The following is a 26,335-nucleotide window of genomic DNA, read 5'->3' on the forward strand; positions in this document are numbered from 1 at the left end:
GTAGTCATGCCCGGGGTAGATCTTCGTGTCATCCGGCAGTTTGGCGAGCTGGCCCACAAACGTGGCATACAGCTCGCGCCGGTTTCAGTTCAGCGGGCCGGCGCAGCAAACTGGAGTCGCCACCGCCGCCAGCCTGGAACCGGGTCCGGCCAGCACCGGACGTCGGCAGGCTCCGGCTCCTGACTTGCAGACGTGTCGCGAGCGAGTTCGTGCAACTGCAGATGCCAGAGTCATCAGGGCAAGCCGGTTCCAGCGAACCCGCCTGGAACGGCGAGGCGAAATCCACTATCGTGTCAGTTGAGGTGCATTGCACACGCGCAGGATCGCCGGGCGAGATGTCTAGCCCGGTGCCGCCGGCGACGATCGCAGGACCGAAGGTGTCCTCCGGAGGGAGCGCACTGGCTCTACTGCGCGGCGCTGCTGGCTTGTTAACGTCGAAGGACTGTACGCTCGACGCACTCACGGTCGGTCGATTACGAATGGAGGTGTCTCATGGGCACTAAAGGTCTGCTCGTCAGGTTGGAAGTCAAGGCCGGCAACGACGACGCCATGGCGGAGGACGTCCTGCGCTCGGCTCTCGCGATGGGTCGGGCGGAAGCCGCAACGACCGCGTGGTTCGCGATCAGATTCGGGCGATCGGAGTACGGCATCTTTGACGTGTTCCCAGACGATGCCGGCCGCGAGGCATATCTGGCGGGCCCAGTTACACAAGCACTGCTGGATGCCGGCGGCAGCGTGTTTGCCGGGGCGCCGCTGATTCAGGAGTTCGACGTCCTGGCCGACAAGTTGCCCTCAACATCATCGGGCGAGCCGGTCACGAAGGCGCTGCTCCTCACGTTCAAGGCAAAGGCGGGCCACGAGTCACAGGTCGCGCAGTTCCTTCGCGACGCGCAAGCACTCGTGGAACAGGAACCCAGGACCGTCGCCTGGTTTGCCATCCGCTTTGACGACGATCACTTCGGCATCTTTGACGTCTTCCCCGACAACGGCGGTCGGTTTGCGCACTTGACGGGGCATGTTCCTCGGGAACTCGCCAAGCATTCGCTGTCATTGCTGGGTAGCGTGCCGGATATCGGAATGCCCGACGTGGTCGACGCAAAATGGGCCGAGCAGTCTACGGGAGCCCGGTGAACGGTCAAGCGGACGGCGAACGAGGCCTGATAGGGCGTCCCCACAGGGCCGGAGTCTGCCTCCGTGTCGTATCGTCAGGGACAGCGCAAACAGTCTTATAGTGAGCATCGCGTGGCGGTACCCAGCCCCGAGAGTTTTCAGGCAAGACCGTCCGTCTTCGTTGAGGGTTGTTCTTCGACCCGTTTGGACCATTCAGCCGCGGCGCGGCTCTCGATGAGCCGCTTCCGGGCCACCATGAGCCTGTCATTCGCGCAGCATTTATCTGCGGCTGGTCGGTCTTTGCGGACGGTTGCGGATCGCGGCCGATGGGGGCCAGCATCGTGACGGAACCTCCGTGCACGGATGTGTCGGGCGGTGCTTTCGACCGGTAACGCGACCGTTCGGCCCGGCCGCTGGCGAACACCCGTCGGCCGGCCGGACCACGGCCAGTCGATCTTCTAACGGGTGACAAGCGCGCCTTGGCTGCCCGGGCGACCTGAATCACGTCTTCAAGCAGAATCGACTTGATCGCGCACAGCGCCGCGCTGCTCCGTCTGCCCCAGCGGCTCGCCGAACTGCAGGGCGGCAAGCTGCGCATAGAGTGGAGAAGTCTGAAGGAGATCGGCGTGACGGCCCTGCGCAACGATGCGGCCTTGTTCCAGCACGACAATGCGGTCGGCTTGCTGTACGGTCGCGAGACGATGCGCGATGACGAGCGTGGTGCGGTTTTGCGCGGCGTTGTCCAACGCCCGTTGCACCAGCCGTTCGCTGGCGGCATCGAGCGCGCTGGTGGCCTCGTCGAGCAGCAGGATGGGCGGATTCTTCAGGATCGCGCGCGCGATCGCGATGCGCTGACGCTGTCCGCCAGAAAGTCGCACCCCGCGCTCGCCGAGAAACGTGTCGTAGCGTTGCGGCAGTTCTTCGATAAAGCCAGTCGCAGCGGCCATTTCGGCGGCCCGCTGTACTTGCGCGAGTGTGGTTTCAGGCGCGCCGTAGCGGATGTTGTCGAGCACGCTGCCTGAAAAGATCACCGATTCCTGCAGTACCACTCCGATTTCCCGGCGCAACTCGGCAAGCGGCACATGCCGTGTCGGGACGCCGTTGATCAGAATGCTGCCGCCTTGCGGGTCGTAAAAGCGCAGCAGCAGTTGGAACAGGGTGGTCTTGCCGGCGCCGGACGGTCCGACCAAGGCGACATGCTCGCCCGGGCGGACATCGAGCGAGAGGCCGGAGAGCGCGGCGATGCCGGGGCGGGACGGATACGAGAAGCTAACGTTGTCGAAGCGGATGCCATCCCCGTGCGTCGGCAGCGGAACGACGGCCTCGGCCTGCGCCACCGGCGAGTGCGCCGCCAGCAGTTGCAGTAGCCGCTCGGTGGCGCCGGCGGCACGCTGCAGATCGCCCCACACCTCGGCGACCGCTCCCACAGCCCCGGCGGTAACCACTGCGTAGAGGATGAACTGGGACAACTGGCCAGCCGTCATGTGCCCGGCCAGCACCGCCTGCGCTCCGAGCCACAGGACGAACACGATGGCCGCGAATACCAGCACGATGACCACGGCGGTCAGCCAGGCGCGCGCCCGAATACGAGTGAGCGCCGTCTCGAATGCCGCTTCCACCGCGCCGGCGAAGCGCCGTGCCTCGCGGGGCTCCTGCGTAAACGATTGCACGGTCGGCATGGCATTGAGCACCTCCCCCGCCAGCGCGCTCGCGTTAGCCACGCTGTCCTGGCTCGCACGCGAGAGCCGCCGCACGCGACGCCCGAACATGACGATAGGTGCGACCACCACGACCAGCGTGGCCATGATGTAGGCGGACAGCAGCGGGCTGGTCACCGCAAGCATCGCGACGCCGCCGGTAAGCAGGAAGAAGTTGCGCAACCCCATCGACAGGCTGGTGCCCACTACCGTCTGGATCAGCGTTGTGTCAGTGGTGAGTCGCGACAGCACCTCTCCGGTCTGCGTAGTCTCGAAGAACTGCGGACTCATCTCCAGCACGTGCTCGTATACCGCTTTCCGCAAGTCAGCCGTGACACGTTCGCCGAGCCATGACACGAGGTAGAAGCGCAGCGCGGTGGCCCCGGCCAGCACCAGCGAAACGGCGAATAGTGCCAGGAAATAGCGATCGATGTGCGCCCGGTTGCCGCCGCCGAAGCCCCTGTCGATCAGGTATTTGAACGTCACCGGCAATGCCAGGGTCGCACTCGCGGAAGTCACCAGCGCCACGAAGGCAAGCGCCCAACGCCCGGCATAAGGGCGCAGGAAGGGCAACAGCGCGAACAGGGGACTGATTCGCGAAGTGGACGGGGCTGCGGCAGCTGGCATGAGGATTCCTGAGCGGCTCGACGATCCTCTCGATTGTGCCAGTCCTGCAGATTCGAAGTCAGTCCGCCTGCAAGCCTGTCCTTGAGCCATGAGGGCTCATGGCTCGCCTGCACCGCTGCGGACTGCCCGCCCATCTGACTGCGCACCGGTCAGCAAACTGCCCATCCACATGCTTGCTGCGACTGCCCATCTGTATCAAGATCAAGTCGGCTCATGAAGAATAAGCCATTCCCATGACAGACAACCCAGATCCCGACAAACTGAAAGGCCCCGGCGGCTTGACGTTGCGGCAAATCCACCAACAGGTGCAGCAGAGCGTCGAGCGCGACCGCGAAGCACAGGCAACGCGTAACTCTCTCGCCCCGCCGCAGAGCCGCTGGCAACGTTGGGTGCGCTATGTGTGGGGTCGCAGCGGCCGCCGCTAACGACGGCTTGGGCGGCGATGTGCCAGTCGCCATCAGGTCTCTCAGGAATTGAGCCGCGTCGCCACTCACCGCCGTTTCTCTCCGACCAAGCCGAACTTTGAACGCCCGCAGGTCAGCAATGTTGCTAACGGTTTGTCGTCGACCCATGCGGTCGGTCGCGATTGCCCGTTCGGGAGCCAGCGTGAATAGCCGGGCCTGACCAGCCGCTGCGTGTTGGCGATCGGCGGCACGCGTTAAGGGTTATTCGACGTTCCAACTCGCAGTCGTCTGCTCACAGGCGTTGAGCAGACACTCGGGAAATCGGCTTGGATGGCTGTCCCTCGGCTGCTCCGGGCGGCTGTACACGGTTGCCAATCGCTCACCAATGTCGACTTTGCGGAATCACCCGCCCATCGGAGCTATCGGCCACAGTTTCGGACGCTCGAACTCGACGCCCGTAAGCGGACGGTCACCTGTGCGATTGCAGGGCGCGATGTGGCAGGGCCACGCCGACACACGTCAAGACCGCCGCGAGGGCACATGGGGGGTCTGTGGTTACAGATCGGGGCCGCTCGCTGCCAGCGTCCCGATTCATGAGCGATGTGGCGCGAAATGCATTACTCCGCCCGCATCGCTCCGGTTCGACAAGGCCACATCACTCCTTCCCCCCGCCGTTAATCCCGCTTCCACTTCGCCATACCTGCTTTCCCCGCTCGGAGAGCTCGCCGCAACTATGCTCCGCGTCCGCCTCCGTCCCTTCTATCGCCATTTCGCCGCCTGCCTGTTCCTGTGCCCTTTGCTTCTGCCTGTGCCGCGCTGCCACGGCTTCATCGTGCGACCTGCCTGCGTAATTCATGGTCATCTCGCCAACTCCTCCAAAAAGTAGTCTTTGCAACCTGCCAATCTGCCCAGCGAGTGTCATTTCCGGAGCGACAATCCCAATTGCTTGCGTAGCCTGTCCAATACACGGTGTTCATCCAGCCACTGGATTTCCCGCTTCCGCTGGAGGCTGTGCCTATACCGCTGCAGCGACGCGCCGGACATTAGCAACATCCCGATTAGGATGCCCCACATTGCGTACATCATGTCATCCTTTTCAGTTTGTTCTCGATTTACACCGGGCGACGACAGATTACGCGGTAGAGAATTAGCACTCACGTACTCCAGCGCTTCAAAAAATCATATTTTGTGTCACTCAGTGCTTATGGCGCAGCCAGTCGCGAATCGGATGCGCGTCTAGCCAGCGGGTAACCGGCTCGTCCTTGTGTTCTCGCCTGTACCGTGCCGCTGCGATTATCGCGACGCATAGCAGCACCACGATCCCCACTACAAAACTGATCATTGACTGGCTCATGGCAGCCTCCTTTGAGGTCAGAACCATGCAGATCAGGCTTCCGCCTAACCATCACCGACCTTCCCGATTGCATGGGGGAACCTCCCGCTCCTGGCCACTTCCTCGCGCATTTCATCCATTGTTTCGGTGTCCTGTACTGAATCACCTCAACGTCTTTGTATGAGCGACAGCCAATGAAGTCTGCACGCATGCTTCATTAGACGCTTCATGTACGAATACGCAATGACTTTCTCGTGTCATGCCGACGCTTCATCCGGGAAAGCCAGAAACCGCATACGCACAGGGTGATCTGTTCAGATGGCGCCCTGTGTTCTGACTGGATCTCCAGGCGCTCCGGCCCATCCATTCGGAAGGGCTGCTTTCTACCGATGTACGGGGCGAGCGACGCAGGCCGACAGCAGCGCCTGGAGCGTCCGATTCTTCTCAGCGGCGCCATGGTGCCAGTCATTCTCGGCGGCCGCGACACAACTGTGCTTTCAAAAGGGCAAATGTGCTGGGCGCGTGCCAATGCAACTCGCGCGAACTGAGCTTGAACCGCAGCCGTCTGCCGATATCATCTGGCGAATTGAGTTCGTCGCGGCGAGGAATGAAATCGGGCTTCGATCCCGAGTGGCTGACTCCGGGCGAAAAACGCATGCGCACCGTGAGATTGCGTCGCGGTACTGATCCTTTGTTGCGGGCGACCTGTTTCCCCGAGGCGTAAGTGTTGCCACCGGGCACACCGTGCGTTCGTGACTTGGCGCGCGAATGTCCATTTTAGTCTCGTCAGTTGCAGCTTTGGGTCGGCACACGCCTGCCGCCTATCGCCCGCCGTCAACCGTAGTGAGGCTTCGCAACCGCCTGCGAAGCCGTGGGGGCGACATTGGCGACGCGCCCGAAGGAGTTGTTCCTCCGGATGCACGCGCAGGGCGTGAGTATGCCTGCTTCCAGGCTGGTACCCGCACCGGGTGGGCGGTCAACTCTTACCAGCCCAATGAGATGCGGGATCTCATTCCGGCTTATCGAAGACGCCAGCTTCGAGATCCTGTTTGAAATGCTGCACCCAGCCGGTTTCGAAACCGATGGGGTATTCCCTCACAATTTGTGTTGATAGTCTGGTTACGGTGACATATCCCTGCAGGCCGACGTTCTCGTCGCCCTTGGGGTCAGTCGTATCCGTTTCCAGCAGTTCGAATTCACCTTCTGCCAGTCCCTTGCGCTGCAAGGTCGCCAGGAAAGCCTGGCGTTCATCCGGTTCGATCAGTTGCATCTTCCGCCCTCCCGTCTGTCCGACACCGATATTCGTGGTCCCCTTCACGACGTCGCCATAACCCCAGAACGTTACGCAGTGCCCGAGTGCGTCGCAGCTGCGGCTGAGGTTGTGAAAGTCGAATGCCATGCCCTCATCTGGGTCCGATCCGGTCGCAGTCGGGAATCACCAGCGTACAGCTTTTGTGCACGCGCTCGATGGAAAACTGTCCGGACAGTTTTGTCATAGTTCCTGCCATCCTTCATGACCCGTCGCAATTTGCATCGGTACGCGCATCGCCATGAGCGGTCGAAGCCGCCAAAACCCCGAGTTCGTATCTGTGCCGACAGCAACGTCCGCTCGCTGGACGAGCCGATGCGAATGGACGGATCAGTCCACGCGCAGACCGATAGTTGAGGCTTGCTGGCCACAACAGGGCTACACTCAAAACGGGATAAATTCCGGAGCAATACCATGACCGACGCTACCCCCCAAAGCACATTTCGCGGTCTCCCCCTGACGCCGGAGCAGGACGCAGAAGTCAGGCACTACATAAAGAAGAAAGAGCAGCATGGCGCGCCGTGGGACACGTCGGAGTTGGAGGCCATGCTTCGAGACATGCTGGAGCCCCCGAGCGACGACGACGGAGGACTCGGTTCCACCGTCGACGAAACGAAGGCGGCCACAGAACGCGCGACAGCTTCCATCGACGAGACCATGGAACCCATTGAAGCCCGCGAAGAGCGGAATGCTGCGATGGAAACCGAGGGTATGAGGGGACCGAAGCGTTGAATCCCGGGCAGCGCTCGCGACTGGTGTTGAAATTCACCCAACGCGTTCGGACCGTGGCATGAGCCTGTTGGGAGCCCGGAATCACATGGCGGTTTCAAGGTCGGCGCAGAAGCCAGCCGGGGATCTGTCGCAGTCACTGCGCGAAACCACTCGCGACGAGCACGAAAAAAGCAATCAGGCACACGATGCCGGACGACCGCACGGGATTATGCCTGGTCGACCACAACCTCTCAGTTGGATGGAACGATACAGTTCGCACTTCGGGCGACTTTTTCACAATTGACACCAAGTGATCATTCGACCGTTTGTGAAAACCCGAGAGGCTGTTGCATCTCGGGACATCCCTTGCTCTGAAAAGACACGACCCGCAAGCTCGGCGCCAAGGACATGGGGCACAACTATAATCAAGATGCACAGGGACGCTTCCGGTTGAGGGGAGGCTATTTCCCGCGTGTGTCTGCCATACCCAATTGCGGGTCAATTTTTTGTACGGAGGTATTCCATGGCCACGTACGTCATCCTCAGTCGTTTGTTTCCTGACGCGTTCAAGGACCCCAAAGACCTGAAACAGCTCGCCGCCACAGTGGCCGAGAAAATTAAGGCCGAATGTCCTGCGGTCACCTGGAAAGACAGCTATCTGACACTCGGGCGCTTCGATGTGGTGGACATCGTCGAGTCTGACGATCTGAAACAGCTCGAGAGAGCGGCGTTGATCATCCGCGCCTGTGGACACGCTACCACCGAGACCTTGCAAGGGACCGCTTGGGACGAGTTTATCGCGACACTATAACGGGGTTGCCCGCCACCCTGTTGCAAAAGCGCCGAGACAAGGTCGCCCGCCAAGCGCTTCGCGACAAGGCGTTCTGGCGACCTGTGGCGTTTCAGTCGGGCTGTCGGCGAAACGGTGAGAGCCACCCGGGGCGCACTGAAGCGACTCCCCTTCAAACCGAGGGCGTGGCGAAAAGTCAGTTGTCGTCTGATCGGACTGGCGGGCGCTCGTGCTGTACCGGCTCGTCTTTTTCTGCGTCCAGTGCAGATGACTCGGTCTGCGGCGCCGCGCCAGGGAGCGGCTTGTCTCGCGTTGCAGGTGGCTCGGCGGATTTTGTGGTGGGGTCTGACGGCATCGTATTCTCCCGATGACCGGGGAGAATCCCAAGCACTACTCCCCAGTACTACACTAGCACTGAACATCCGGCGTGGCTTGCGCGCGGAACTCCTGGACCACCAGCCGCGCTTTGGTCGCAGATGCTACGATGGCTGAAAATCGCTGCGGAGGTCTCAATGCAAAGCCCCGCTCTGTTCCACGTGCTTCTCGACCACCTCGAAGCGAACGGCACCCAGCCTATCGACATTCAGCGGTTCATCGACCGGTGGCACCGACTTCGATCGCACGACGCGTTTCCGTGCCCAGTCTGCTACCTCGCCGGCGAGGAGCAGCCGCTCGCAGCATTGCCGGCGCAAGGTAACTTCGAGCCATTCAAATGCCCAGCTTGTCGAACGCAGTTCGACGTACCAATCGACGGGTAACGCCACGTCTTCCGAATTGAAAGGGACAGGGCAAAACGCCGGTTTCCATGAGCGCATCGCCTAAAATGCAAGCATGCCGGCGACACGGCAAGGAGGCTGCCATGGCCGAGTCGATCACGGGAGTGCTATTTGGGGTAATCGCGCTGATGATGGCGGCAATATTGGTAGCAGAGCACTACAGACGCGCACTCCACAGGAATCAGCAATTCCTCTGGCCGGACGCGCATCCCGTGCGGGAACGGCTGCACCATAAGCGTTGATGGCGCAACCAGAGTTGAAAGCCCCGCTCAAGGCGGGGCCGACCTGGCCAGACTGCGTCAGTGGCAGCGGTTTTCCCAATGGCGATGCACCTTCACCTTGTTGCATACCCGACTACGATCATCGTGATCGTCTGCTTATGCCAGTGCAATAGCACCGAGGGGCACCGAGGGTAAAGGCGGCGGCTTCGGGGGCGAGAACGGCTTTCGTCATGGCATTTCCTGTTCGTTGCGGAGCCTTGGAGGTCAGCAGCTGCGACTATCGCGGCCCATGGATGAAGATCCCCGCTCATCACGAAGTTCGGGCGCGTCAATGACAAGGTGGCGTGGTTCATGCGCATGAAATTCCACGCCTTCGGGCCAAGCCGTGCTAACCACCGCCACCACAGTCCAGCGGCCGTGTCGCCCGGCGCGCCATCAGACGGACGCTTCTTTCGATCCGAAAACGCGACGCCGGATCCCTTGCGTCAGATCAACAATTTCGCGGCGTGTTGATCGCCGTCAAGCGCGGTTCGTTCCCATTTATCCGGTGGCCCTCCGGCATCGACGGGGGACGGAATGAGACGCAGGCAGGAGACAGCATGTGGTATACGTGGCTTGAAGCGCAGCGTGGCCTGATGCAGTCGCTCAGTGACTGGGCGATGCGCGGATGCGATGCCTGGACATCGCCGGCGATGCCTTGCATGCCCGTCGCCGCTGCCGGCTATGACTGGCTGTACCGGCTGGTTCGACCGCCGCCCGAGCCACCGCCGTTCGGCATCCCGGCGGTGACGGTCGGCGACCGGTCGGTACCCGTGGTCGAACGGGTGGTCGACAGCACGCCGTTTTGCGCGCTGCGGCAATTCATGCGCGCGCCGGCGCCAGTTGCACCCAGGCGCGGTCAAAACCGCACTGCGCCGCCGGATATCTTCCTCTGCGCGCCGCTCGCGGGACACCACGCGGTCATGCTGCGCGAGACCGTCGAAACACTGCTACAGAACGGCGATGTGTACGTTACGGACTGGGCCAACGCGCGTGACGTGCCGCTTGCCGCAGGCCGCTTCGGACTCGACGACTATGTGTTCGCGCTCGAACGCTTTCTGCGAAAACTGGGCTGCGCGCATACGCACGTCATCGCCGTCTGCCAGGCTACCGTTCCGACCCTTGCGGCTGCGGCATTGATGTCGAGGCAAGGAGAAGCGCCGCCGCTCAGCCTGACGCTGATGGGCGGGCCGATCGATACGCGCCTCAATCCGACGGCCGTCGACCGGTTGGCGCAAAGCCACAGCCTCGGCTGGTTTCGCGACACGGTGATCGAAACCGTTCCGCCCCGCTATGGCGGTTCCGGTCGCCGGGTCTGTCCGGGCTTCATCCAGCATGCGGCGATCGTCGCCGCGCATCCGCACCGCCAGTTGGCACTCGAATTGCGCTACTGGTCGAGCCGCCTCTCAGCCGATGCAACGGCCATCGCGAACAGCCTGCGTTCACTGAACGAATACGCCGCGGCCCTCGACATGACTGAAGATTATCTGCTCGACACGATCCGCGTGATCTTTCAGGAACAGCACCTTGCCCACGGGGAATGGCGCGTCGGCGGAAGCTGTGTGCAGCTGCAGGATCTCGCATCCACGGCGCTTTGCACCGTCGAGGGCGACCGCGACGACATTGCCGGCGCGGGCCAGACGCACGCCGCTCACACGCTGTGCAGTGCGATCCCGGCACAGAAGCGCTGCCGTTGGACGATATCGGATTGCGACCACTACGACCTGTTCACCGGCCCGAGGTGGCACGAGGTGATTCACCCCGCCGTGGTCCGGTTCTGGGCATCGATGCGCTGACCGGGGCTGCCCTTCCTTGTAGGTAAGCCTGAATCTCTGCCATCGTCACAAGCGAACCGCAACGAATGCCGAGGAAGATGCGGGTAGAGGATGGCCGAAAAAGCGAACGCCGCCCTGCAATCTGGCGGACAGGGATTGAGCTGCGCGGCGACATCATCCCACGCGAAAGCGGGCAGACTCGACCAGATTGAGAACCGGTTCCTGTCCATGGTCGGGTTGAGCGGACGCCAATGGTAATCACGCAGCAATGGAACTGCCCCGCGCTCAGCGATAAAAGGCACAGGGACCTGCTCAACTTTCGGTGCACGCGCATACATAGTCGGCACCAGGCACCTTTCCCGAGCAACATCGCCGACGATGTCCGGCAATCGGGAACAGATCGAATGTCGCGGGTGGCAGACGCTGGTTCGGCCAGATGATCCGAACACCGATCCTTACCGAATTAGATCGGTTTTCAGGGAGTCGGCGCGTTTGGCTGGAACTCGGATCCCCGTGATTTCAATGCAGATTCCGACGGTAGGCCGTTTCAATCCCGACAAGGCAGCGTCCAGTAGCGCTAGTCGACGAACCTCGTCGCTGAAAAGCGAGGCGTAGGGGTACGCAACCCATGCTCCTACATCGTGCGCAGCAAGGAAGTATCGAGCTATTCCGAGTTGCTGAAGAAAACGATGGACCTGGTTTGCAAGGGTGTGGGTGTCATACCCGTCCATTGGGCGATCAGAATCACCTTGTCCTGGCAGATCCGGCGCTTCGATTCTGTAGGTTGTCGCAAGCAGGGTTCTGTCGCAGTAAGGAAATCAGGAAAAGTCGGAACAGGAGCAATGCGACTACCGCGCGGATGCGTTGCCACAGTGATATGGCAATGATCACGGAAATGACGATGCTCAGAATATGAACGACAGCCTGTTCGAAGCGTTCGTAAAAACCGAGGACGTGCGGCTCCAACCGGAGTGCGTCCATCGCTCTGCGGGCCATATTCCTTTTCTCATTCATAGTTAGCTGCTTTGATCCCACGGTGCCGCCGGGCGGCGTGGCGGATAAATGCCACGCCGCCCGGGCACGCTACCGTTCGACCCTACGCGCCGAAGAACTCATTTGATCTCGATCTCCCTGACCGCGGAGCCGGCGGAAGCCGTTTTTGGCAAACGAAGCGTCAGGACGCCCTTGTCAAACTTTGCATCCACCTTGTCGATGTCGACCCCATCGGGCAGCGGGATCATACGAGTGAATGCGCCGTACGACCGTTCCAGCCGGTAGCAGCCGTTTTCCTCGCTCCTCGTGTCCTGCTTCTTCTCGCCACGCAGAACGAGGACGCCGTCTTCGATGGACGTCTGCAAATTCTCGCGATCCATACCCGGCAACTCAGCGGTGATGCGCAGCGCGTCGCCGTCGTCGACGACATCGATGCGTGGCTGGAACCGCGATGAACTGAAGTCGCCGAACCATCGGTCAAGACCGCTGACGCCTGCGAACGGATCGTGCAGCAACTCGCCCATCGCCCGCCACGGGTCCGATGAGAAGAACCGGGACACATCGGGCCACTCGGCCAGCCAGTGCTTCGACGTTGGTGCACTGGGCGACGATTGCTCGCCGCTTTTTTCGGTTTGCGTTTTGCGCAGGAATTTGAACGGGTTCCATTTACTCAGGTCAGTGTTCATTTCATCCTCCTACAAATTGCAAGATGATTGACGTACGGTGCGCGTGGAAAAGTCCGACGTCGCTCAAACGCGCTACGCGGCCAAACCCAACTCTTGCACCGGTTCACCCAACACACCGCGATTGATCAGTTGAACGGCGTATTGCTTCGCTTCGCGCTCAGCTTCCTGCCGACTGCGCCACCGTTCGCCGTAACGCGGCAGGTGCCAGTCCGCCAGCACGTCGCCGTTCATGCAGATCTGCACGATCGCCTCATAGCCGTCAGGGGCGGATACCGGCGTGTGAACGTATCGAACCGGCACGGTACGGATATTGATTTGATGCCCTTTCCAGGACTCTTGTGTGACGCTTTCCATTGCAAACTCCCAGAAGTGCAATGGTGGCGCCCAGCGGCGCGCCACCAGGTTTCCTCATAGTCGTAATGGCGTGTTCCGGGTTACCCGACCCTGACCTCGATGCGACGAGGCTAGCCTTTTCACTGCGCGGAATGCGCAGCTTCAGCACGCCGTCCTGCAGGTTCGCCTCGATCTTTGCCGTGTCGAAGTCCGGACTCAGCGTGAAGGCCGGAAGTAGCTGGGCGCAGGCATTTCGGCATGCCGCAGCCGCAAGCCGTCGGGTGTCGGCACGCGGGCCTCGGCCTCGATCACGAGGTTGCCGTCCTGCACCTTCACATCGAGCTGGTCCTTCGAAACGCCGGGCAGATCGACCATAACCGTGATGCCCGTCTGGTCCTCGAAAACATCGACGGCCGGCACTATGGTTGCCCTGCGTTCCGCGGACTTCGCCTGCGTGCCCGGCGTCACGCTGGTTGGCTGTTCGCGTTCGATAACTTGAGTGGTATCGCTCATGGCTCTCTCCTCAAATCATTGGACCGTAATCGACCGGGGCTTCGACGACTCGTGCTTGCTCACCGTCACGCACAGACAGCCGTCCACATAACGCGCGTGCACCTTGTCAGGGTTAGCGTTCTGCGGGAGTTCGATGACCCGCCTGAAGGTGCCGGCGAAGCGCTCCCCGGCGTAGACCTTCCGGTCGCTATCGCCGTCGGGCGTTGCCGACTCGCGCTCGCCGCTGATCGTCAACAGGCCCTTGTCGATCGAAACATCGAGTTCGTCCGGCTTCATGCCGGGCGCGAACGCGACGATCTCGATGGTGTCGTCGGTGACGCCGAGGTTGACTTGCGGGAAAGCACCGCGTCTGACGGAGCAGATGCTGGACGGGAAGTCTCCGAAGAGTTCATCGATCTGCCGCTGCAAGCGGTTGAACTCGCTGAAGAGGTCGCTCCCGAAGTAGAGAGGAAGTCTGGCGCTGCGAGACCGGCCACCTTGATCCATGCGTCATCGCTATCCCGCGTTTGCTCGGTTATCTCGAACTGAACCGGTCGCTGCGTTTTCTGCCGCATGATCGTCGCCCGACTGGCGACATGCTCCCCGTCGCACATGTCACGTACCTTAACTTTGGTCAGGTCGCACGCACGCAGTTTGCTGTTGATGGCCAGATTAAACATGGCGAGGTCTCGGACGCGCGCCGAAAGCTGCAAGCTGATACGAATGGCCCAGATTTCCTTGAGCTTCAACGGCGGCGTCTGTCCCGTCAACCTACTTTTGTTCCAAGGTGCTCGGGCAGCGGTTCCTTCGTGAAACGCTTTGATGACTATCTCCTTTCGGGTGAAGGGAGATCCAGTCTCTGCTCACGGTCAGCGGGCGCTGTCCATTCTCGACCCAAGGGGCCGAATCCCGTTCGTTCGTTAGGCAACACACCGGCATCGAGTAGGCCAAGGCCTCGCGGTTTTCATCCAACGAACTGTGTGAAACTGCTTGCTCGCTCACGCTGCGCAGGAATGCCGGCGATGGCTCGGACCGACGTCGGCGACGCGCATTGCATTTTGGAAAGAGTCTCCGGGGGTGCTTACGGATATCGAACGTAAGCCTTGTGAGGTTTGACAAGACTACGAATGACGAAGATGGTTTGTCCGCTGGCCCAGTTCCAACAATCGACCCCGTGAACCCGGGGGATGACCCGCCTGTGCCCGATCCAATAATCGACCCGATGGACACGATAGTCGACCCCGTAACCCCGGGACTCGAGCCATCGTTATCTGGCGACCCCTGCCGGAGCCGGGTGAGGAACCCGTTGCAGTTGTAACTGCACCTCCCCCGCCTGAATTAACTGATGTAACTGATCCTCCCGTTGAGGGTGGTGGTGGTGGTGGTAAAGACGATCCAGATCCCGGCGAGTAATAGTCGTAGTCGCCTGAACTTCGCACGTTGTTGAGCTCGGCGTTCAATAAATGAACGCCGACAACTCATTCCGAACCTCACAAACCAGCGCGCTCATCTGCTGACAGCGATGTTCAAGAGCCCTGGGTACGGCGTACGCGTTGTAGTGTCGGAGCGCGCCTTGCTTGTCCCCTCGAAGTTCCTTGAGTCTTGCAAAGCCCTGTCGCACCAGGCTTGGCACTAATGCTGCTGTCCGACGCTTGGCCGAAAAGCGGAGTCCATTCGCAAGCTGTTGAATATATGATTGTGCGGTGCGGCTATCGTACGTTTTCGTCCGTTTCCTGACGGCACGCCTCTACGCATGGACACACGCGTAGACCACGTGGAGAGCCGGCCGCAGGACCCGTAAGAAGTCGGTGCTACTATCTTTCGCTCAGATCAAGCCCCCTTGCCGATACCCGCCTCGGACGGCCGTTCGAATTTCCACCCAGCACTTTCGTTCGAAGGAACAGGCAGTGACCCGATCACACTCACCGGCGCGTTTCGATGCACCCGGAGATGAACGGCATCGACGTATCGTGGATGCCATTCATGACCATGGCTGGTCGGAACAGGACAATTTTTTTCCGCCGGATTTGACGCTCGCGCTGGCGTTGGAATGTGCAGCGCTTGCGACGGCCGGGACGCTCACATTGGCGCTTGTCGGCCAGGGCGCGGCACGTTCTCTTCAGCCCGAGGTGCGCGGCGACCGGATTCAGTGGCTGGAGGCGGGCCAGTCCGAAGCCCGCGACCGGTATCTCGCGATCATGGAAATGCTGCGTATTGCGTTGAATCGCGGGCTCTTTCTGGGACTCGAAGAATACGAAAGCCACTTCGCATGCTACGCCCCGGGCGCTTCGTATCAGCGACACCGCGATCAATTTCGCGATGACGACAGCCGCACGGTGTCCGTCATCGTCTATCTGAACGCGGACTGGCTGCCTGAGCACGGCGGGGCGTTGCGGCTACATCCTGAAGGCTTGAGGACGCAGGACATCTTGCCAGTCGGCAGCCGGATCGCAGTGTTTCTATCTGCCGACATGCTGCACGAAGTATTGCCTGCGACGCGCGAGCGCATGTCGCTCACAGGATGGTTTAGGCGCCGCTCGTGATCCCCCAGGCCGTTCCGGGGCACCGTGATTTTCGTGCTGCTCACGCTGGCGATTACCCGCTGGGTAGCCCGGCGCACCCGGTCAGGGCACGTGCAGCTTAACGTGCGCAAATTTCCGGATCTTGAGATGACCCCGTCTACGGCGTCCGCCCAGTATTGCGGCCAATCAAGTTTGTCTGTAGTCGGGCATCCTTGCCGGATCATCGGCTTTGCGCCGAACCAGGCGCTCTTCGCGACGCCGCCGCACGTTGACGGCCGCATCCTGCCGCTCGTGACCGGCGAGAACGTGGAAATGGTCGCGATCGCCAGTCAGGCCGTGTTCCGTTTCGTTTGTTCCGTAGAGGCTGTCTGTCAGCTTCCGTCGACACTTTATCGTCCTGTCGAAACCCGGTGCGATCCGCCGGCTTCGCCAGCGCAAATCGATCCGGGTTCGCACCCATCTGGCCGTCCGCTGACAAATCGACCCGTCGGGCGATACCTAGGAAGGCCTGGCGCTCGCGCAAGACATCAGCGCGCTCAGCATGTTACTCGCGGCGTCGTGGGCGCTGGGGCGGGTCGGAGATCGTCTGCGCGTGGCGTACCGGCTGCTGTCGACGGCTCCGCGGGTAATATTCAGCGATCTTGCGGCATGCCCGAAATGCCGCAACTCCACGACGACGGCGAAAGTCTCTAACTGCTGACGGTCGAACCCCATACAGCCTCCTGCCGGTAAGCGTTGCTCACCGCGACTCCGTTGCCCACTATCGGCCTCTTTATTCTGGCACCAGCAACGGCAATCTGCAGACGAATCCATCTTGCCTTTTCGAAGCTGCATAAAAGCGACACGCTCCCTCCCGACAATCACGCCGAACGCACGAAGTTTTCGCACATAAGTGCGTATATCGCGCACCGCAAATAAATTTATTCGCGATTCAGTGGATATATTACATATAATATTCGAGCCCGCTCTTGGACGAACAACGAAATTCTCATCGACGGCCCTCGAACCGTAGGGGCGCGACACCCTCGATTCGTCGAACACTCTCTGGCGAGAGTGAAGCATCGCATGCGACGGTGCCAGCGAAACAGGGGCGGTAGCGTGAAGTCTCACGTGTTCGGCATAGGAGGCTGAACAAGAACAATGCACAAGGGATATCCGGTAGAATCCAATCGTTTTGCGTATACACAAACGTATACATCACGCAAGCAGGCGAAATTTTTTCTTTATAATCAATTAAGTAAAAAAATAGTATTCGGGTCCTCTCTTGGCAGATTCAAAAGTAAAGCCGCCTTCGGGCGGCTTTACTTTTTGTGTGAAGGCTTGTGACGGTGTTCGCTTAATAACGATCGGATTACAGGTTTGCAGGACCGTGGTTGGCGAGTTTGCTTCTCTTTACGACGGCTGAGCGGGATGATGAAACGATGTTTGCAAGTGGGGATTGACACGCTTCATCATCCCGTTAGAATAGCGGTCTAGCTTGAAGACGTGCCCAGGTGGCGGAATTGGTAGACGCACTAGGTTCAGGTCCTAGCGGTGGCAACATCGTGGAGGTTCGAGTCCTCTCCTGGGCACCAGAAAAATAGGTCCGGATCAGTTGCTGGATCTTAGGTTAATGAAAAGCCCGCTTTGCGGGCTTTTTGTTTTTGGAAGCGCCTGGAAGATGCTCGTGTCCCACAATAAGGCGGCGTCGAATGAGTATCGAGTACATGAAAGTTCGAGCTCCTGGAAACGTACTCACCGCACGCCTGGCATCTTTCCCTTCCCGGTTAACGAGCACCACACACGGGGCCAGGTTTGTCCGTTTGTCCTCCATCACCTTGCCGCATCTATGCCGCACGGCCCACACCGCGCGTCACAAGAGATAGCTGACGAACTGCTGTGCCGGCCTGGCGATCTCGACAACACTTGCCTTAATCTCGTCGTAACCGTAGTCCTCGACCACGCCTTACCTTTCGATCAGGGTCGGCGAATATGTTGCAGGTCGGCCCGTGCGCTTCGTCGTGCAATGCGGCGACATGTTCTTTGCGAAATGCCATAGGCCCATCAACATCGTCCGAACGAAACCACTCGCGCGGTAAAGGACTCTCCGGCCCGCGATAGCGGTAATGGAGGGGAAACCAACTCTGTTTTCATGTTGAAGGGCGAGGCAATCCGCCTCGTCAGTCAACGGGAGCAGAGTCATGACCCACACCAGACAGGGCGTCAACCCGCTGCACCAGCGCATGATCGACGACATGCACATGCGCCGGCTTTCCCCCAGGACGCAGGCCAACTATCTGCGCATCGTGCGCGAGTTTTCCCGGTTTCTCGGGCGCTCGCCCAGCATGAGCGTCGTCGATGCGTCACTACGAGTGCATGGCATTCAAAGCCTGCGTATCGCCGATTCCTCAATCATGCCCACGCTGACGTCCGGGAATACGGCCGCGATCTGCATGGTCATTGGCGAGAAGGCGTCACGCATGATTCTCGATCGACAGAAAGAGAGACAAGCGGCGTAATCGTCATGTCGTTGTCTGCGTTCCTACGATTGTCCGACCGCGTTTCGATAGCGCGAGTGCACGTTGTCCAGATGGGCCTTCATCGCGGCGGTCGCCTTTGAAACCTTGCGCGCCTCGATAGCATCCACGATTTCTCGCCGCTCGTTCAGTGCGAACTCGCTCGCGTTAATGCCAAAGTCGGTTGCAAATTGCGACGTGATTCCCATGATTGTTTCCATCATCAAAACGAGCAGGGAGTTCTGGCTGCACTCTGCCAGAATCACGTGAAATTCCGCTGCTGAAGCGAGGCTACCCTTTAAATCGGCAGCCTTCTGCCTTCGCTCGACCAGCTCAAGATTTTCGCGCAACTTTTCAAGATTAAGTGGAGTGCGGCGTTCGCACGCGGCGCGCGCCACCACGTCTCCCATCCAAAGGCGGACTTCCGATATTTCACTCACCTGGCCGCCGCGTAATCGCAGAACGTCGCCTAAACCCGAGACGGTGACGCTCATATCACCGTTACTAATGAAAGCGCCTCCAGTGTGGCCTTTCCTGATCGTGACGACACCGCTCGCTTCCAGTACGCGCAACGACTCCCGAACCGCGTTCCTGCCAACGCCTAACTGCTCGGCAAGGTCGCGCTCGCTGGGTAACTTGTCGCCGGGCGCGAGCTCGCCGGTACTCAGCCTGAGACGGATTTGCTCGAGAATCCTATCGCCGACCCGAAGGGGCTGTGCCTGCGCGTCATAAGAACTGTTACGAGTACTTTCCCACTCGTGGTCCTGTTGAGCTGCCACGGGGATTGCAGAGTCGGATGGGGTTGCCGTTCGATCTTTCATATGTTCTCTACGGGGTTCACCCGCGCTAGCTGTCAGCACGCGGGTGGTCTTTCAGACCGGTGTAGAGGCAGGTCCGGCCGAGGCGTTGAGGGTCTCGTCAAAGCACAGGCAGAGTCGGTGTAGTCACAAGCGTGCCTGCGGTCCTCGCTGGACTACGCGACGGCGCTCCGCAGGGCATGCCGCAGACACAAAATCCGCGCACGTGCCGTCAGATGATATTTGCATCGCCAACCCGATCCTTGCGAAACTCAGAGACCAAAGTACACGGACTGGGCTGTATTCAGATTTGCGGCGTGGCCTGACTGCGACGAACCTTGCAATGACGGCCCATAACCAGCGGCTGTTTTGTCGGCCGCTTCGAGAGACAGGCGGGCCTCTGCGGCCGGCAAGCTCGCAGGATATCCAGGAGCATAACCAGCCCGCTCTAGCGATATCAACTCATTGCGGACCTGAGCGCGCTGCAATTCAGCGCCCTGCTGCTGGGCGGACGCTAATAGGGGTGCAAGAAGAGCAACGCTTGCGACCACTGTCTGGAATGCGAATCTCATAGCAAAACTCCCTCTTAAAACATATTCATTGGACCTACCTTTCAAGTGAGTTTAACGATACAAAGACAGCCAATTAAGCACATTTTTACAAATGATCTATTACGATTTTTGCAATAATCAACGTTGAAGGAGACGCGACTGCTACTCAGCGCCGGGCAACGACGCCATAAGGCGATGACCGGGTTAGCGCCTTTTCAATATAGGCCGTCGGATACTTTGCGCAGTGGATTTTGGACTGGTGACGAATGCGTACCCCGGGCTCGCGTCAGCAGGCCCGACCCTCCTTGCGTGGACCGGCAGCTTCCGCGCGGAGAGGAACTCTACGGTTCAGCTACGTCGCCCGCGGAGCCCTTACGTGTTCGAGCAGATTGTCTGGAAGGAAATAGAAAGGCAGTGAGAAATCTCAGACGCTCCGGCCGCGTTGGTTTATTGAGCGTGAGCGCTCGGAAACAATCAAGGAGGTCAAGGCGCTTGCTGTTCGCGGCAGTGCGTCCATACGACGACGAGGTTATCGCCGCAAAGCTGATAGAGGTCGCCGTGCCTAAAATCCGGACGGCTCATTGGAGCATGCGCCAGCGCGAAACGCCGGCGCATCGGTTTGCTCGCAAAACGAATATGATGCAAGCCCCGCAAACCCCGGGACCCGGTGCTACACACACGTAGAGGTCACCGGGCGGTGGCCCCGCCATCCACCGGCAGCGCGACGCCAATCACGAAGGAAGCCGCCTCTGAGCACAACCAGACAACAGCTTCAGCAATCTCCTCAGGCTCAGCCATCCGTCCGAGCGGATTCGCCAGCCGTGAACGCGCGACGAGGTCATCGCCAAATCTCGCCTGAGTCAAAGCCGTCTCGACAAGACCTGGACAAACTGCGTTCACTCTGATCTGTTTGGCTGCAAACTCGACCGCCGCAGCCTTTGTTAAACCTATTACCCCATGCTTGGCCGCGCCGTAGATTCCGTCACCTGGCACACCAACCAGACCTGAGCGCGATGCATTATTAACGATCGCACCTTTCCCGGCGATCAGCATCTGGTCAAGCTCTGCCCGCATACAATGCCAAACGCCTTCCAGATTGACGGACATCACACGGTCCCAGTTGTCCTGGGTAGACACCCGTAAGCTGCTCGACTTATCAGGAACACCGGCATTGTTGAATGCGCAATCCAGCGCGCCAAACTCGCGAACAGTAGTTCGAACCATATTCTGCACGGAGTCGGGATCTGTCACGTCCACGCTTATAAAAAGTGACTGCTCGCCGAGGCTCCCAGTAATGTAATGAACGACCTCGGCACCGCGTTGCGCATCTGTGTCCGCGACAACTACCGCTGCTCCAAGTCTGGCAAACGCAATGGCAGTTGCCCGACCAATACCGGATGCAGCGCCGGTCACAAGGGCCACCTTCTTGTCGAATAACCTGTTCATTTACCTCTTCCTTCATGGGTTGAGATGGCGCTGCAATGTATATCGGCCATCCTCTCCGGTCGCTGGATCAACGGACGCATCCAGAGCGCTATGCCACAATCGCCAGATCTGCGAGTAGGGCCACGAAAATGCCGACGCCCTCGCGCAAATGAATCACGGCGACAAATTTCCAGTTCATAACGAGCGGCTCCATCTGTCGAATGTGTATGTCTGATCGGCGACGTACTCACCCAGCACCGACCAGAATTGGAGAAGCAAGCTCTCCGCACGGGTTCGCTACAACGCAGTCGTTTGAGCCGGTCGCTCACCAGCTGACCGGCAGTTCCCTGAGACCATAAACAAAGGATTGACTCTTGAACGGCAGTGCATCGAATTCAACTGCCAATTGCAAATTGGGGAATCGTTTGAACAACGTCTCGAACACAACCTGAAGTTCAAGCCGAGCCAGTGGCTGGCCCAGGCACTGGTGAATTCCGAATGAGAACGCTACGTGAGAATGTCCATTGTTCTCGCGATGAATATCGAAACTCTCAGGATTCGGGAACGCAACCGGATCGTGATTCGCTGCATGCAGCAGTGCAAGGACGCCTTCCCCTTTACGAATCAGTTGTCCTCCAATCGTAACGTCCTCTGTCGCAACACGGTTGGAATTCATATGCGTGATGGAATGGAAACGAAGCATCTCTTCGACTGCCGCGCGAACCAGAGAAGGATCCGAGATCAGGTCTGCCTTCTGCTGCGGATGTTGAAACAGACTTAGCAGCCCGAGTCCGATCTGGTTGGCAGTCGTCTCGTGTCCGGCGAGATACAACAACGTCGCCATCTGGACTGCTTCTGAATGCGGCAGCTTTCCTGGGTTGACCCATTCAACCGCCAATCTGCTCAGCAGATCGCTTCCGTCGCCCGGGCTCTCTTCTTTCTTGCGCAAGAGTTGATCGATATAGGTCGTCATCTCTTTCGCCGATCGCGTCAAAGCTTCCGGATCAATGGACAGATCCATACGATCCGCACTCCACTTCTGCAATTTTGCGTGATCTTCATACGGCACCCCCAGCATGATAGAAATCACCAGCGATGGCAGCGGCAATGCGACGTCCTTGATGAAATCGGCTGGCGCGCCTTTCTTCTCCATCTCATCAAGAAGCGTGTCGAGCGAACGCTGCACCAACGGCCGCAAATCCTGCATGCGCTTTGCCATGAATTCCTTGGTCAGCATGCGGCGATAATGACCATGTTCGGGAGGATCCATGGTAATGAATGTCTGATACGACTTCGACTGCGCGGCGCGCGCCGGCGCAACGAACGGGAACCCCGCGACAAGAGGAGAAGCGCTGAAATGAGGGTTCGTCAGCACCTCCCTGAAATGCTCCATGTCCGTCACGATCCAGGCAGTGCTCCCGTCCCAAAGTTGGACCTTCGCCATCGGCCCTTCTTCACGCAAAGCGGCATATTGCGGCGGAGGGTTGAGTGGCGCTTCTGCATCGCGCGGCCAGGGGAATGTTTGCTGCGCAAAGGGGCACCTGATTTCGGCATCTTGAGTCGACATGTTCAGCACTCTCTGTTTAAGTTGAGCAATTGACATAACCCGGTCTTACCTGACATTGGAAGAAGGCAATTTCCGCGACGCGCCCTGCCGGTGACTGGAACCGGCATTACGCTCTAGAAGAGATGTCTCATACCGACCCGCAGAACAACTTGATCACGGAGTCGGGATCTGTCACGTCCACGCTTATAAAAAGTGACTGCTCGCCGAGGCTCCCAGTAATGTAATGAACGACCTCGGCACCGCGTTGCGCATCTGTGTCCGCGACAACTACCGCTGCTCCAAGTCTGGCAAACGCAATGGCAGTTGCCCGACCAATACCGGATGCAGCGCCGGTCACAAGGGCCACCTTCTTGTCGAATAACCTGTTCATTTACCTCTTCCTTCATGGGTTGAGATGGCGCTGCAATGTATATCGGCCATCCTCTCCGGTCGCTGGATCAACGGACGCATCCAGAGCGCTATGCCACAATCGCCAGATCTGCGAGTAGGGCCACGAAAATGCCGACGCCCTCGCGCAAATGAATCACGGCGACAAATTTCCAGTTCATAACGAGCGGCTCCATCTGTCGAATGTGTATGTCTGATCGGCGACGTACTCACCCAGCACCGACCAGAATTGGAGAAGCAAGCTCTCCGCACGGGTTCGCTACAACGCAGTCGTTTGAGCCGGTCGCTCACCAGCTGACCGGCAGTTCCCTGAGACCATAAACAAAGGATTGACTCTTGAACGGCAGTGCATCGAATTCAACTGCCAATTGCAAATTGGGGAATCGTTTGAACAACGTCTCGAACACAACCTGAAGTTCAAGCCGAGCCAGTGGCTGGCCCAGGCACTGGTGAATTCCGAATGAGAACGCTACGTGAGAATGTCCATTGTTCTCGCGATGAATATCGAAACTCTCAGGATTCGGGAACGCAACCGGATCGTGATTCGCTGCATGCAGCAGTGCAAGGACGCCTTCCCCTTTACGAATCAGTTGTCCTCCAATCGTAACGTCCTCTGTCGCAACACGGTTGGAATTCATATGCGTGATGGAATGGAAACGAAGCATCTCTTCGACTGCCGCGCGAACCAGAGAAGGATCCGAGATCAGGTCTGCCTTCTGCTGCGGATGTTGAAACAGACTTAGCAGCCCGAGTCCGATCTGGTTGGCAGTCGTCTCGTGTCCGGCGAGATACAACAACGTCGCCATCTGGACTGCTTCTGAATGCGGCAGCTTTCCTGGGTTGACCCATTCAACCGCCAATCTGCTCAGCAGATCGCTTCCGTCGCCCGGGCTCTCTTCTTTCTTGCGCAAGAGTTGATCGATATAGGTCGTCATCTCTTTCGCCGATCGCGTCAAAGCTTCCGGATCAATGGACAGATCCATACGATCCGCACTCCACTTCTGCAATTTTGCGTGATCTTCATACGGCACCCCCAGCATGATAGAAATCACCAGCGATGGCAGCGGCAATGCGACGTCCTTGATGAAATCGGCTGGCGCGCCTTTCTTCTCCATCTCATCAAGAAGCGTGTCGAGCGAACGCTGCACCAACGGCCGCAAATCCTGCATGCGCTTTGCCATGAATTCCTTGGTCAGCATGCGGCGATAATGACCATGTTCGGGAGGATCCATGGTAATGAATGTCTGATACGACTTCGACTGCGCGGCGCGCGCCGGCGCAACGAACGGGAACCCCGCGACAAGAGGAGAAGCGCTGAAATGAGGGTTCGTCAGCACCTCCCTGAAATGCTCCATGTCCGTCACGATCCAGGCAGTGCTCCCGTCCCAAAGTTGGACCTTCGCCATCGGCCCTTCTTCACGCAAAGCGGCATATTGCGGCGGAGGGTTGAGTGGCGCTTCTGCATCGCGCGGCCAGGGGAATGTTTGCTGCGCAAAGGGGCACCTGATTTCGGCATCTTGAGTCGACATGTTCAGCACTCTCTGTTTAAGTTGAGCAATTGACATAACCCGGTCTTACCTGACATTGGAAGAAGGCAATTTCCGCGACGCGCCCTGCCGGTGACTGGAACCGGCATTACGCTCTAGAAGAGATGTCTCATACCGACCCGCAGAACAACTTGATGGGAGTTACTTGAAGGAGTGATCGTCAGATAAGACGCCACTGCGGACTGACCTGTCGAATCGACTCCGGAGGCGATCTGATAATTCGCCATGAAGTACACATCGGTGCGTTTCGAAAGGAAGTAGTCGATGGTGGCGTTGATCAGATGGTATTTCGCGCCTTCTTTTCCGTCGATGGCACCGCCGGTCAGGTAATCGTAAGAACCGTTGAGCCACAGGAACGGCGTGAGGCCGTAGCGCACAAACGCGGAGTAGCTGTTGAACGTAGCGTTACCGGTATAACCACGGGGGTTGGTGAGCGCAAGGTTCCCCGATGCCGCATTATTCAGCCCACGAAAGCTGATATTAGAATAGTTCGCTCCGACGATGACGCGGGAAAACGCGTATTGCACGGCGGCTCCCGCGACCTGGTACGCCGATGCGGAGGCGAACCCGCCGTAGACGGGATTTACCTGTACACCGGATATCGAACCCAGATTGCTGGCTGTCGTCGAACTATTGACATTGTTTCCCCAGAACGACCGATTCGGATCACGCGCCCGCAGAAACGCTGCGGCGACCGTGAATCCGCCGAATCCATAAGAACCGCCCAACGAAAAAATGCTGTTGGTTCCGAACGACCCCGCCACTCCGCCAAAACTGTAGAGCCCACCGAATCTGAAACCACCGTAGGTGTTCGACGTGAATTTGATCGCGTTATTGACACGGTAGGTGTTTCCGAAATTGTTGACATCATTGCCGTGCAACGAATACGTTCCATTCCCTACAGCACCGGTTAGTGGTCCGATAAAGTCCACGACTGAATCATACTGACGCCCAAGCGTGACCGTTCCGTACGGAGTTGAAATTCCGACATACGCCTGCCGGCCGAACAGATCGCCCCCTTGCTGGAAATTGCCAGTCCCGACATCAAAACCACTTTCCAGTACGAAGATGGCCTTGTAGCCACCGCCGAGATCTTCCGTCCCTCGCAGCCCCCATCGATTACCCTGCATGATGCTGCTGCTCATCGTATATTGCTGGCGGCCCGTTCTATGGCCATTCACGACGGTTTGCGCATTGTTGACGAAGTTCAGACCATAATCGATCACGCCGTAGAGCGTGACGCTGCTTTGAGCAGAAGCGGCATGGGTAACAAGTAAAGCAGCGGACGCCAACATCAATCTCGGGTAGTTCATTCCTGTCTCCAATATATTTTAATAGATCTGCAAAGCTCTCAGGTTGTGCAAGATTTTTGTTTTCTATCGTCAACCTGAAGGTTAAGAACGTCTCTTGTCAGTCGCTACCGGCCACGCATGAAGCGATTTCGATAGCGTTCCCGCTTTAATTACCCCGGCAAATAGATCAGGATTGCTCTTTACAAAATTCGCTATGCAAATCGATGCGGCGCCCGCCGATCTCTTCATCAACGTGGCGTATGCGGCTTATAGAGATCAGAGATTTGACAACCGCACGCGTGAACGCGCCTGACGCCAGAAAGGTCACCTGCGGCATAGTCTCGAATCGCGCCACCTGAAATAATGCAAACCGTTCGCATATCGCGCTCTCTTGCAAACTCGTTGAACCGCGCCTTAGGCTCGCTTCCGATTGTGAGTCAGGAGCTGCCGCAAGAC

At 58.9% G+C, this 26,335-nt stretch carries 25 protein-coding genes, 1 tRNA gene and 2 pseudogenes; 11 read left to right on the forward strand and 17 right to left on the reverse strand.

Going from position 1 to position 26,335, the window contains the following annotated elements; genetic code table 11:
- The first annotated feature begins 492 nt into the window (after positions 1–492).
- Positions 493–1,131: a putative quinol monooxygenase gene (locus SB772_RS19540; RefSeq protein WP_410834865.1), complete on the forward strand. Its 639-nt coding sequence runs from the start codon at positions 493–495 to the stop codon at positions 1,129–1,131.
- Between the two features lie 488 nt (positions 1,132–1,619).
- Here the strand turns inward: SB772_RS19540 and SB772_RS19545 are convergent, their stop codons facing one another.
- Positions 1,620–3,434, reverse strand: a complete 1,815-nt coding sequence (locus SB772_RS19545) for an ABC transporter transmembrane domain-containing protein (RefSeq protein ID WP_410834866.1) — start codon at positions 3,432–3,434, stop codon at positions 1,620–1,622.
- Positions 3,435–3,667: 233 nt separating this feature from the next.
- Between SB772_RS19545 and SB772_RS19550 the strand changes: the two genes are divergently transcribed.
- The gene (locus SB772_RS19550) at positions 3,668–3,859 is read left to right on the forward strand and encodes a hypothetical protein (protein WP_410834867.1); all 192 of its coding nucleotides are present in this window, start codon (positions 3,668–3,670) and stop codon (positions 3,857–3,859) included.
- Between the two features lie 634 nt (positions 3,860–4,493).
- Here SB772_RS19550 and SB772_RS19555 read toward each other — a convergent pair.
- The 3 genes from SB772_RS19555 to SB772_RS19565 form a co-directional block, all read right to left on the reverse strand.
- The gene (locus tag SB772_RS19555) at positions 4,494–4,700 is read right to left on the reverse strand and encodes a hypothetical protein (protein ID WP_408190343.1); all 207 of its coding nucleotides are present in this window, start codon (positions 4,698–4,700) and stop codon (positions 4,494–4,496) included.
- A gap of 333 nt (positions 4,701–5,033) precedes the next feature.
- Positions 5,034–5,192, reverse strand: a complete 159-nt coding sequence (locus tag SB772_RS19560) for a hypothetical protein (protein ID WP_410834868.1) — start codon at positions 5,190–5,192, stop codon at positions 5,034–5,036.
- A gap of 988 nt (positions 5,193–6,180) precedes the next feature.
- Complete coding sequence (locus SB772_RS19565) at positions 6,181–6,441, reverse strand: transcriptional regulator (RefSeq protein WP_410835115.1); 261 nt, start codon at positions 6,439–6,441, stop codon at positions 6,181–6,183.
- A gap of 453 nt (positions 6,442–6,894) precedes the next feature.
- Between SB772_RS19565 and SB772_RS19570 the strand changes: the two genes are divergently transcribed.
- From SB772_RS19570 to phaZ, 5 genes are all read left to right on the forward strand, one after another.
- Complete coding sequence (locus SB772_RS19570) at positions 6,895–7,212, forward strand: hypothetical protein (protein ID WP_410834869.1); 318 nt, start codon at positions 6,895–6,897, stop codon at positions 7,210–7,212.
- Positions 7,213–7,714: 502 nt separating this feature from the next.
- Positions 7,715–8,002 carry a GYD domain-containing protein gene (locus SB772_RS19575; protein ID WP_410834870.1) on the forward strand — a complete coding sequence of 96 codons (288 nt, stop codon included), beginning with the start codon at positions 7,715–7,717 and terminating at the stop codon, positions 8,000–8,002.
- Between the two features lie 491 nt (positions 8,003–8,493).
- Positions 8,494–8,739, forward strand: coding sequence for a hypothetical protein (locus SB772_RS19580; protein ID WP_410834871.1), 246 nt, complete (start codon positions 8,494–8,496; stop codon positions 8,737–8,739).
- 101 nt (positions 8,740–8,840) lie between these two features.
- A complete protein-coding gene (locus tag SB772_RS19585) occupies positions 8,841–8,999 on the forward strand; it encodes a hypothetical protein (protein WP_410834872.1) in 159 nt (52 codons plus the stop codon).
- Positions 9,000–9,577: 578 nt separating this feature from the next.
- Positions 9,578–10,813, forward strand: a complete 1,236-nt coding sequence (gene phaZ, locus SB772_RS19590; protein WP_410834873.1) for a polyhydroxyalkanoate depolymerase — start codon at positions 9,578–9,580, stop codon at positions 10,811–10,813.
- A 434-nt stretch (positions 10,814–11,247) separates the two neighbouring features.
- On the opposite strand, the gene SB772_RS19595 is transcribed toward phaZ, so the two are convergent.
- The 6 genes and pseudogenes from SB772_RS19595 to SB772_RS19620 form a co-directional block, all read right to left on the reverse strand.
- The gene (locus SB772_RS19595) at positions 11,248–11,589 is read right to left on the reverse strand and encodes an alpha/beta fold hydrolase (RefSeq protein WP_410835116.1); all 342 of its coding nucleotides are present in this window, start codon (positions 11,587–11,589) and stop codon (positions 11,248–11,250) included.
- 315 nt (positions 11,590–11,904) lie between these two features.
- The gene (locus SB772_RS19600; RefSeq protein ID WP_410834874.1) at positions 11,905–12,471 is read right to left on the reverse strand and encodes an Hsp20/alpha crystallin family protein; all 567 of its coding nucleotides are present in this window, start codon (positions 12,469–12,471) and stop codon (positions 11,905–11,907) included.
- Between the two features lie 72 nt (positions 12,472–12,543).
- Complete coding sequence (locus tag SB772_RS19605) at positions 12,544–12,870, reverse strand: hypothetical protein (RefSeq protein ID WP_410834875.1); 327 nt, start codon at positions 12,868–12,870, stop codon at positions 12,544–12,546.
- Between the two features lie 35 nt (positions 12,871–12,905).
- Positions 12,906–13,317 (reverse strand): annotated as a pseudogene (locus SB772_RS19610) (Hsp20/alpha crystallin family protein).
- Positions 13,318–13,332: 15 nt separating this feature from the next.
- Positions 13,333–13,803 (reverse strand): Hsp20/alpha crystallin family protein, encoded by a 471-nt coding sequence (locus SB772_RS19615; RefSeq protein WP_410834876.1) that lies wholly within the window; start codon positions 13,801–13,803, stop codon positions 13,333–13,335.
- Positions 13,755–14,120, reverse strand: a pseudogene (locus SB772_RS19620) (integrase); the annotation flags it as partial. The pseudogene SB772_RS19620 and the gene SB772_RS19615, both read right to left, overlap by 49 nt.
- Before the next feature lie 1,083 nt (positions 14,121–15,203).
- On the opposite strand from SB772_RS19620, the gene SB772_RS19625 reads away from it, so the two are divergent.
- From SB772_RS19625 to SB772_RS19640, 4 genes are all read left to right on the forward strand, one after another.
- Positions 15,204–15,839 carry a 2OG-Fe(II) oxygenase gene (locus tag SB772_RS19625; protein WP_410834877.1) on the forward strand — a complete coding sequence of 212 codons (636 nt, stop codon included), beginning with the start codon at positions 15,204–15,206 and terminating at the stop codon, positions 15,837–15,839.
- Between the two features lie 126 nt (positions 15,840–15,965).
- Positions 15,966–16,511 carry a flagellar brake protein gene (locus SB772_RS19630; protein ID WP_410834878.1) on the forward strand — a complete coding sequence of 182 codons (546 nt, stop codon included), beginning with the start codon at positions 15,966–15,968 and terminating at the stop codon, positions 16,509–16,511.
- 794 nt (positions 16,512–17,305) lie between these two features.
- A tRNA-Leu gene (locus tag SB772_RS19635) sits at positions 17,306–17,392 on the forward strand.
- Between the two features lie 606 nt (positions 17,393–17,998).
- The gene (locus SB772_RS19640; RefSeq protein ID WP_410834879.1) at positions 17,999–18,316 is read left to right on the forward strand and encodes a GMC oxidoreductase; all 318 of its coding nucleotides are present in this window, start codon (positions 17,999–18,001) and stop codon (positions 18,314–18,316) included.
- A 23-nt stretch (positions 18,317–18,339) separates the two neighbouring features.
- Here SB772_RS19640 and SB772_RS19645 read toward each other — a convergent pair whose 3' ends face one another.
- From SB772_RS19645 to SB772_RS19675, 7 genes are all read right to left on the reverse strand, one after another.
- Positions 18,340–19,134 (reverse strand): FadR/GntR family transcriptional regulator, encoded by a 795-nt coding sequence (locus SB772_RS19645; protein ID WP_410834880.1) that lies wholly within the window; start codon positions 19,132–19,134, stop codon positions 18,340–18,342.
- A 248-nt stretch (positions 19,135–19,382) separates the two neighbouring features.
- Complete coding sequence (locus SB772_RS19650; RefSeq protein ID WP_410834881.1) at positions 19,383–19,682, reverse strand: DUF4148 domain-containing protein; 300 nt, start codon at positions 19,680–19,682, stop codon at positions 19,383–19,385.
- A gap of 666 nt (positions 19,683–20,348) precedes the next feature.
- On the reverse strand, positions 20,349–21,107 hold the full coding sequence (locus tag SB772_RS19655) for a glucose 1-dehydrogenase (protein ID WP_410834882.1): 759 nt from the start codon (positions 21,105–21,107) through the stop codon (positions 20,349–20,351).
- Positions 21,108–21,411: 304 nt separating this feature from the next.
- Positions 21,412–22,653 (reverse strand): cytochrome P450, encoded by a 1,242-nt coding sequence (locus SB772_RS19660; protein ID WP_410834883.1) that lies wholly within the window; start codon positions 22,651–22,653, stop codon positions 21,412–21,414.
- Between the two features lie 127 nt (positions 22,654–22,780).
- The gene (locus tag SB772_RS19665) at positions 22,781–23,023 is read right to left on the reverse strand and encodes an SDR family NAD(P)-dependent oxidoreductase (protein WP_410834884.1); all 243 of its coding nucleotides are present in this window, start codon (positions 23,021–23,023) and stop codon (positions 22,781–22,783) included.
- A 304-nt stretch (positions 23,024–23,327) separates the two neighbouring features.
- Complete coding sequence (locus SB772_RS19670) at positions 23,328–24,569, reverse strand: cytochrome P450 (RefSeq protein WP_410834883.1); 1,242 nt, start codon at positions 24,567–24,569, stop codon at positions 23,328–23,330.
- A 113-nt stretch (positions 24,570–24,682) separates the two neighbouring features.
- On the reverse strand, positions 24,683–25,900 hold the full coding sequence (locus SB772_RS19675; RefSeq protein WP_410834885.1) for a porin: 1,218 nt from the start codon (positions 25,898–25,900) through the stop codon (positions 24,683–24,685).
- Between the last annotated feature and the right edge of the window lie 435 nt (positions 25,901–26,335).

Source organism: Paraburkholderia sp. SIMBA_030, assembly GCF_046535245.1.
GTDB lineage: Bacteria > Pseudomonadota > Gammaproteobacteria > Burkholderiales > Burkholderiaceae > Paraburkholderia.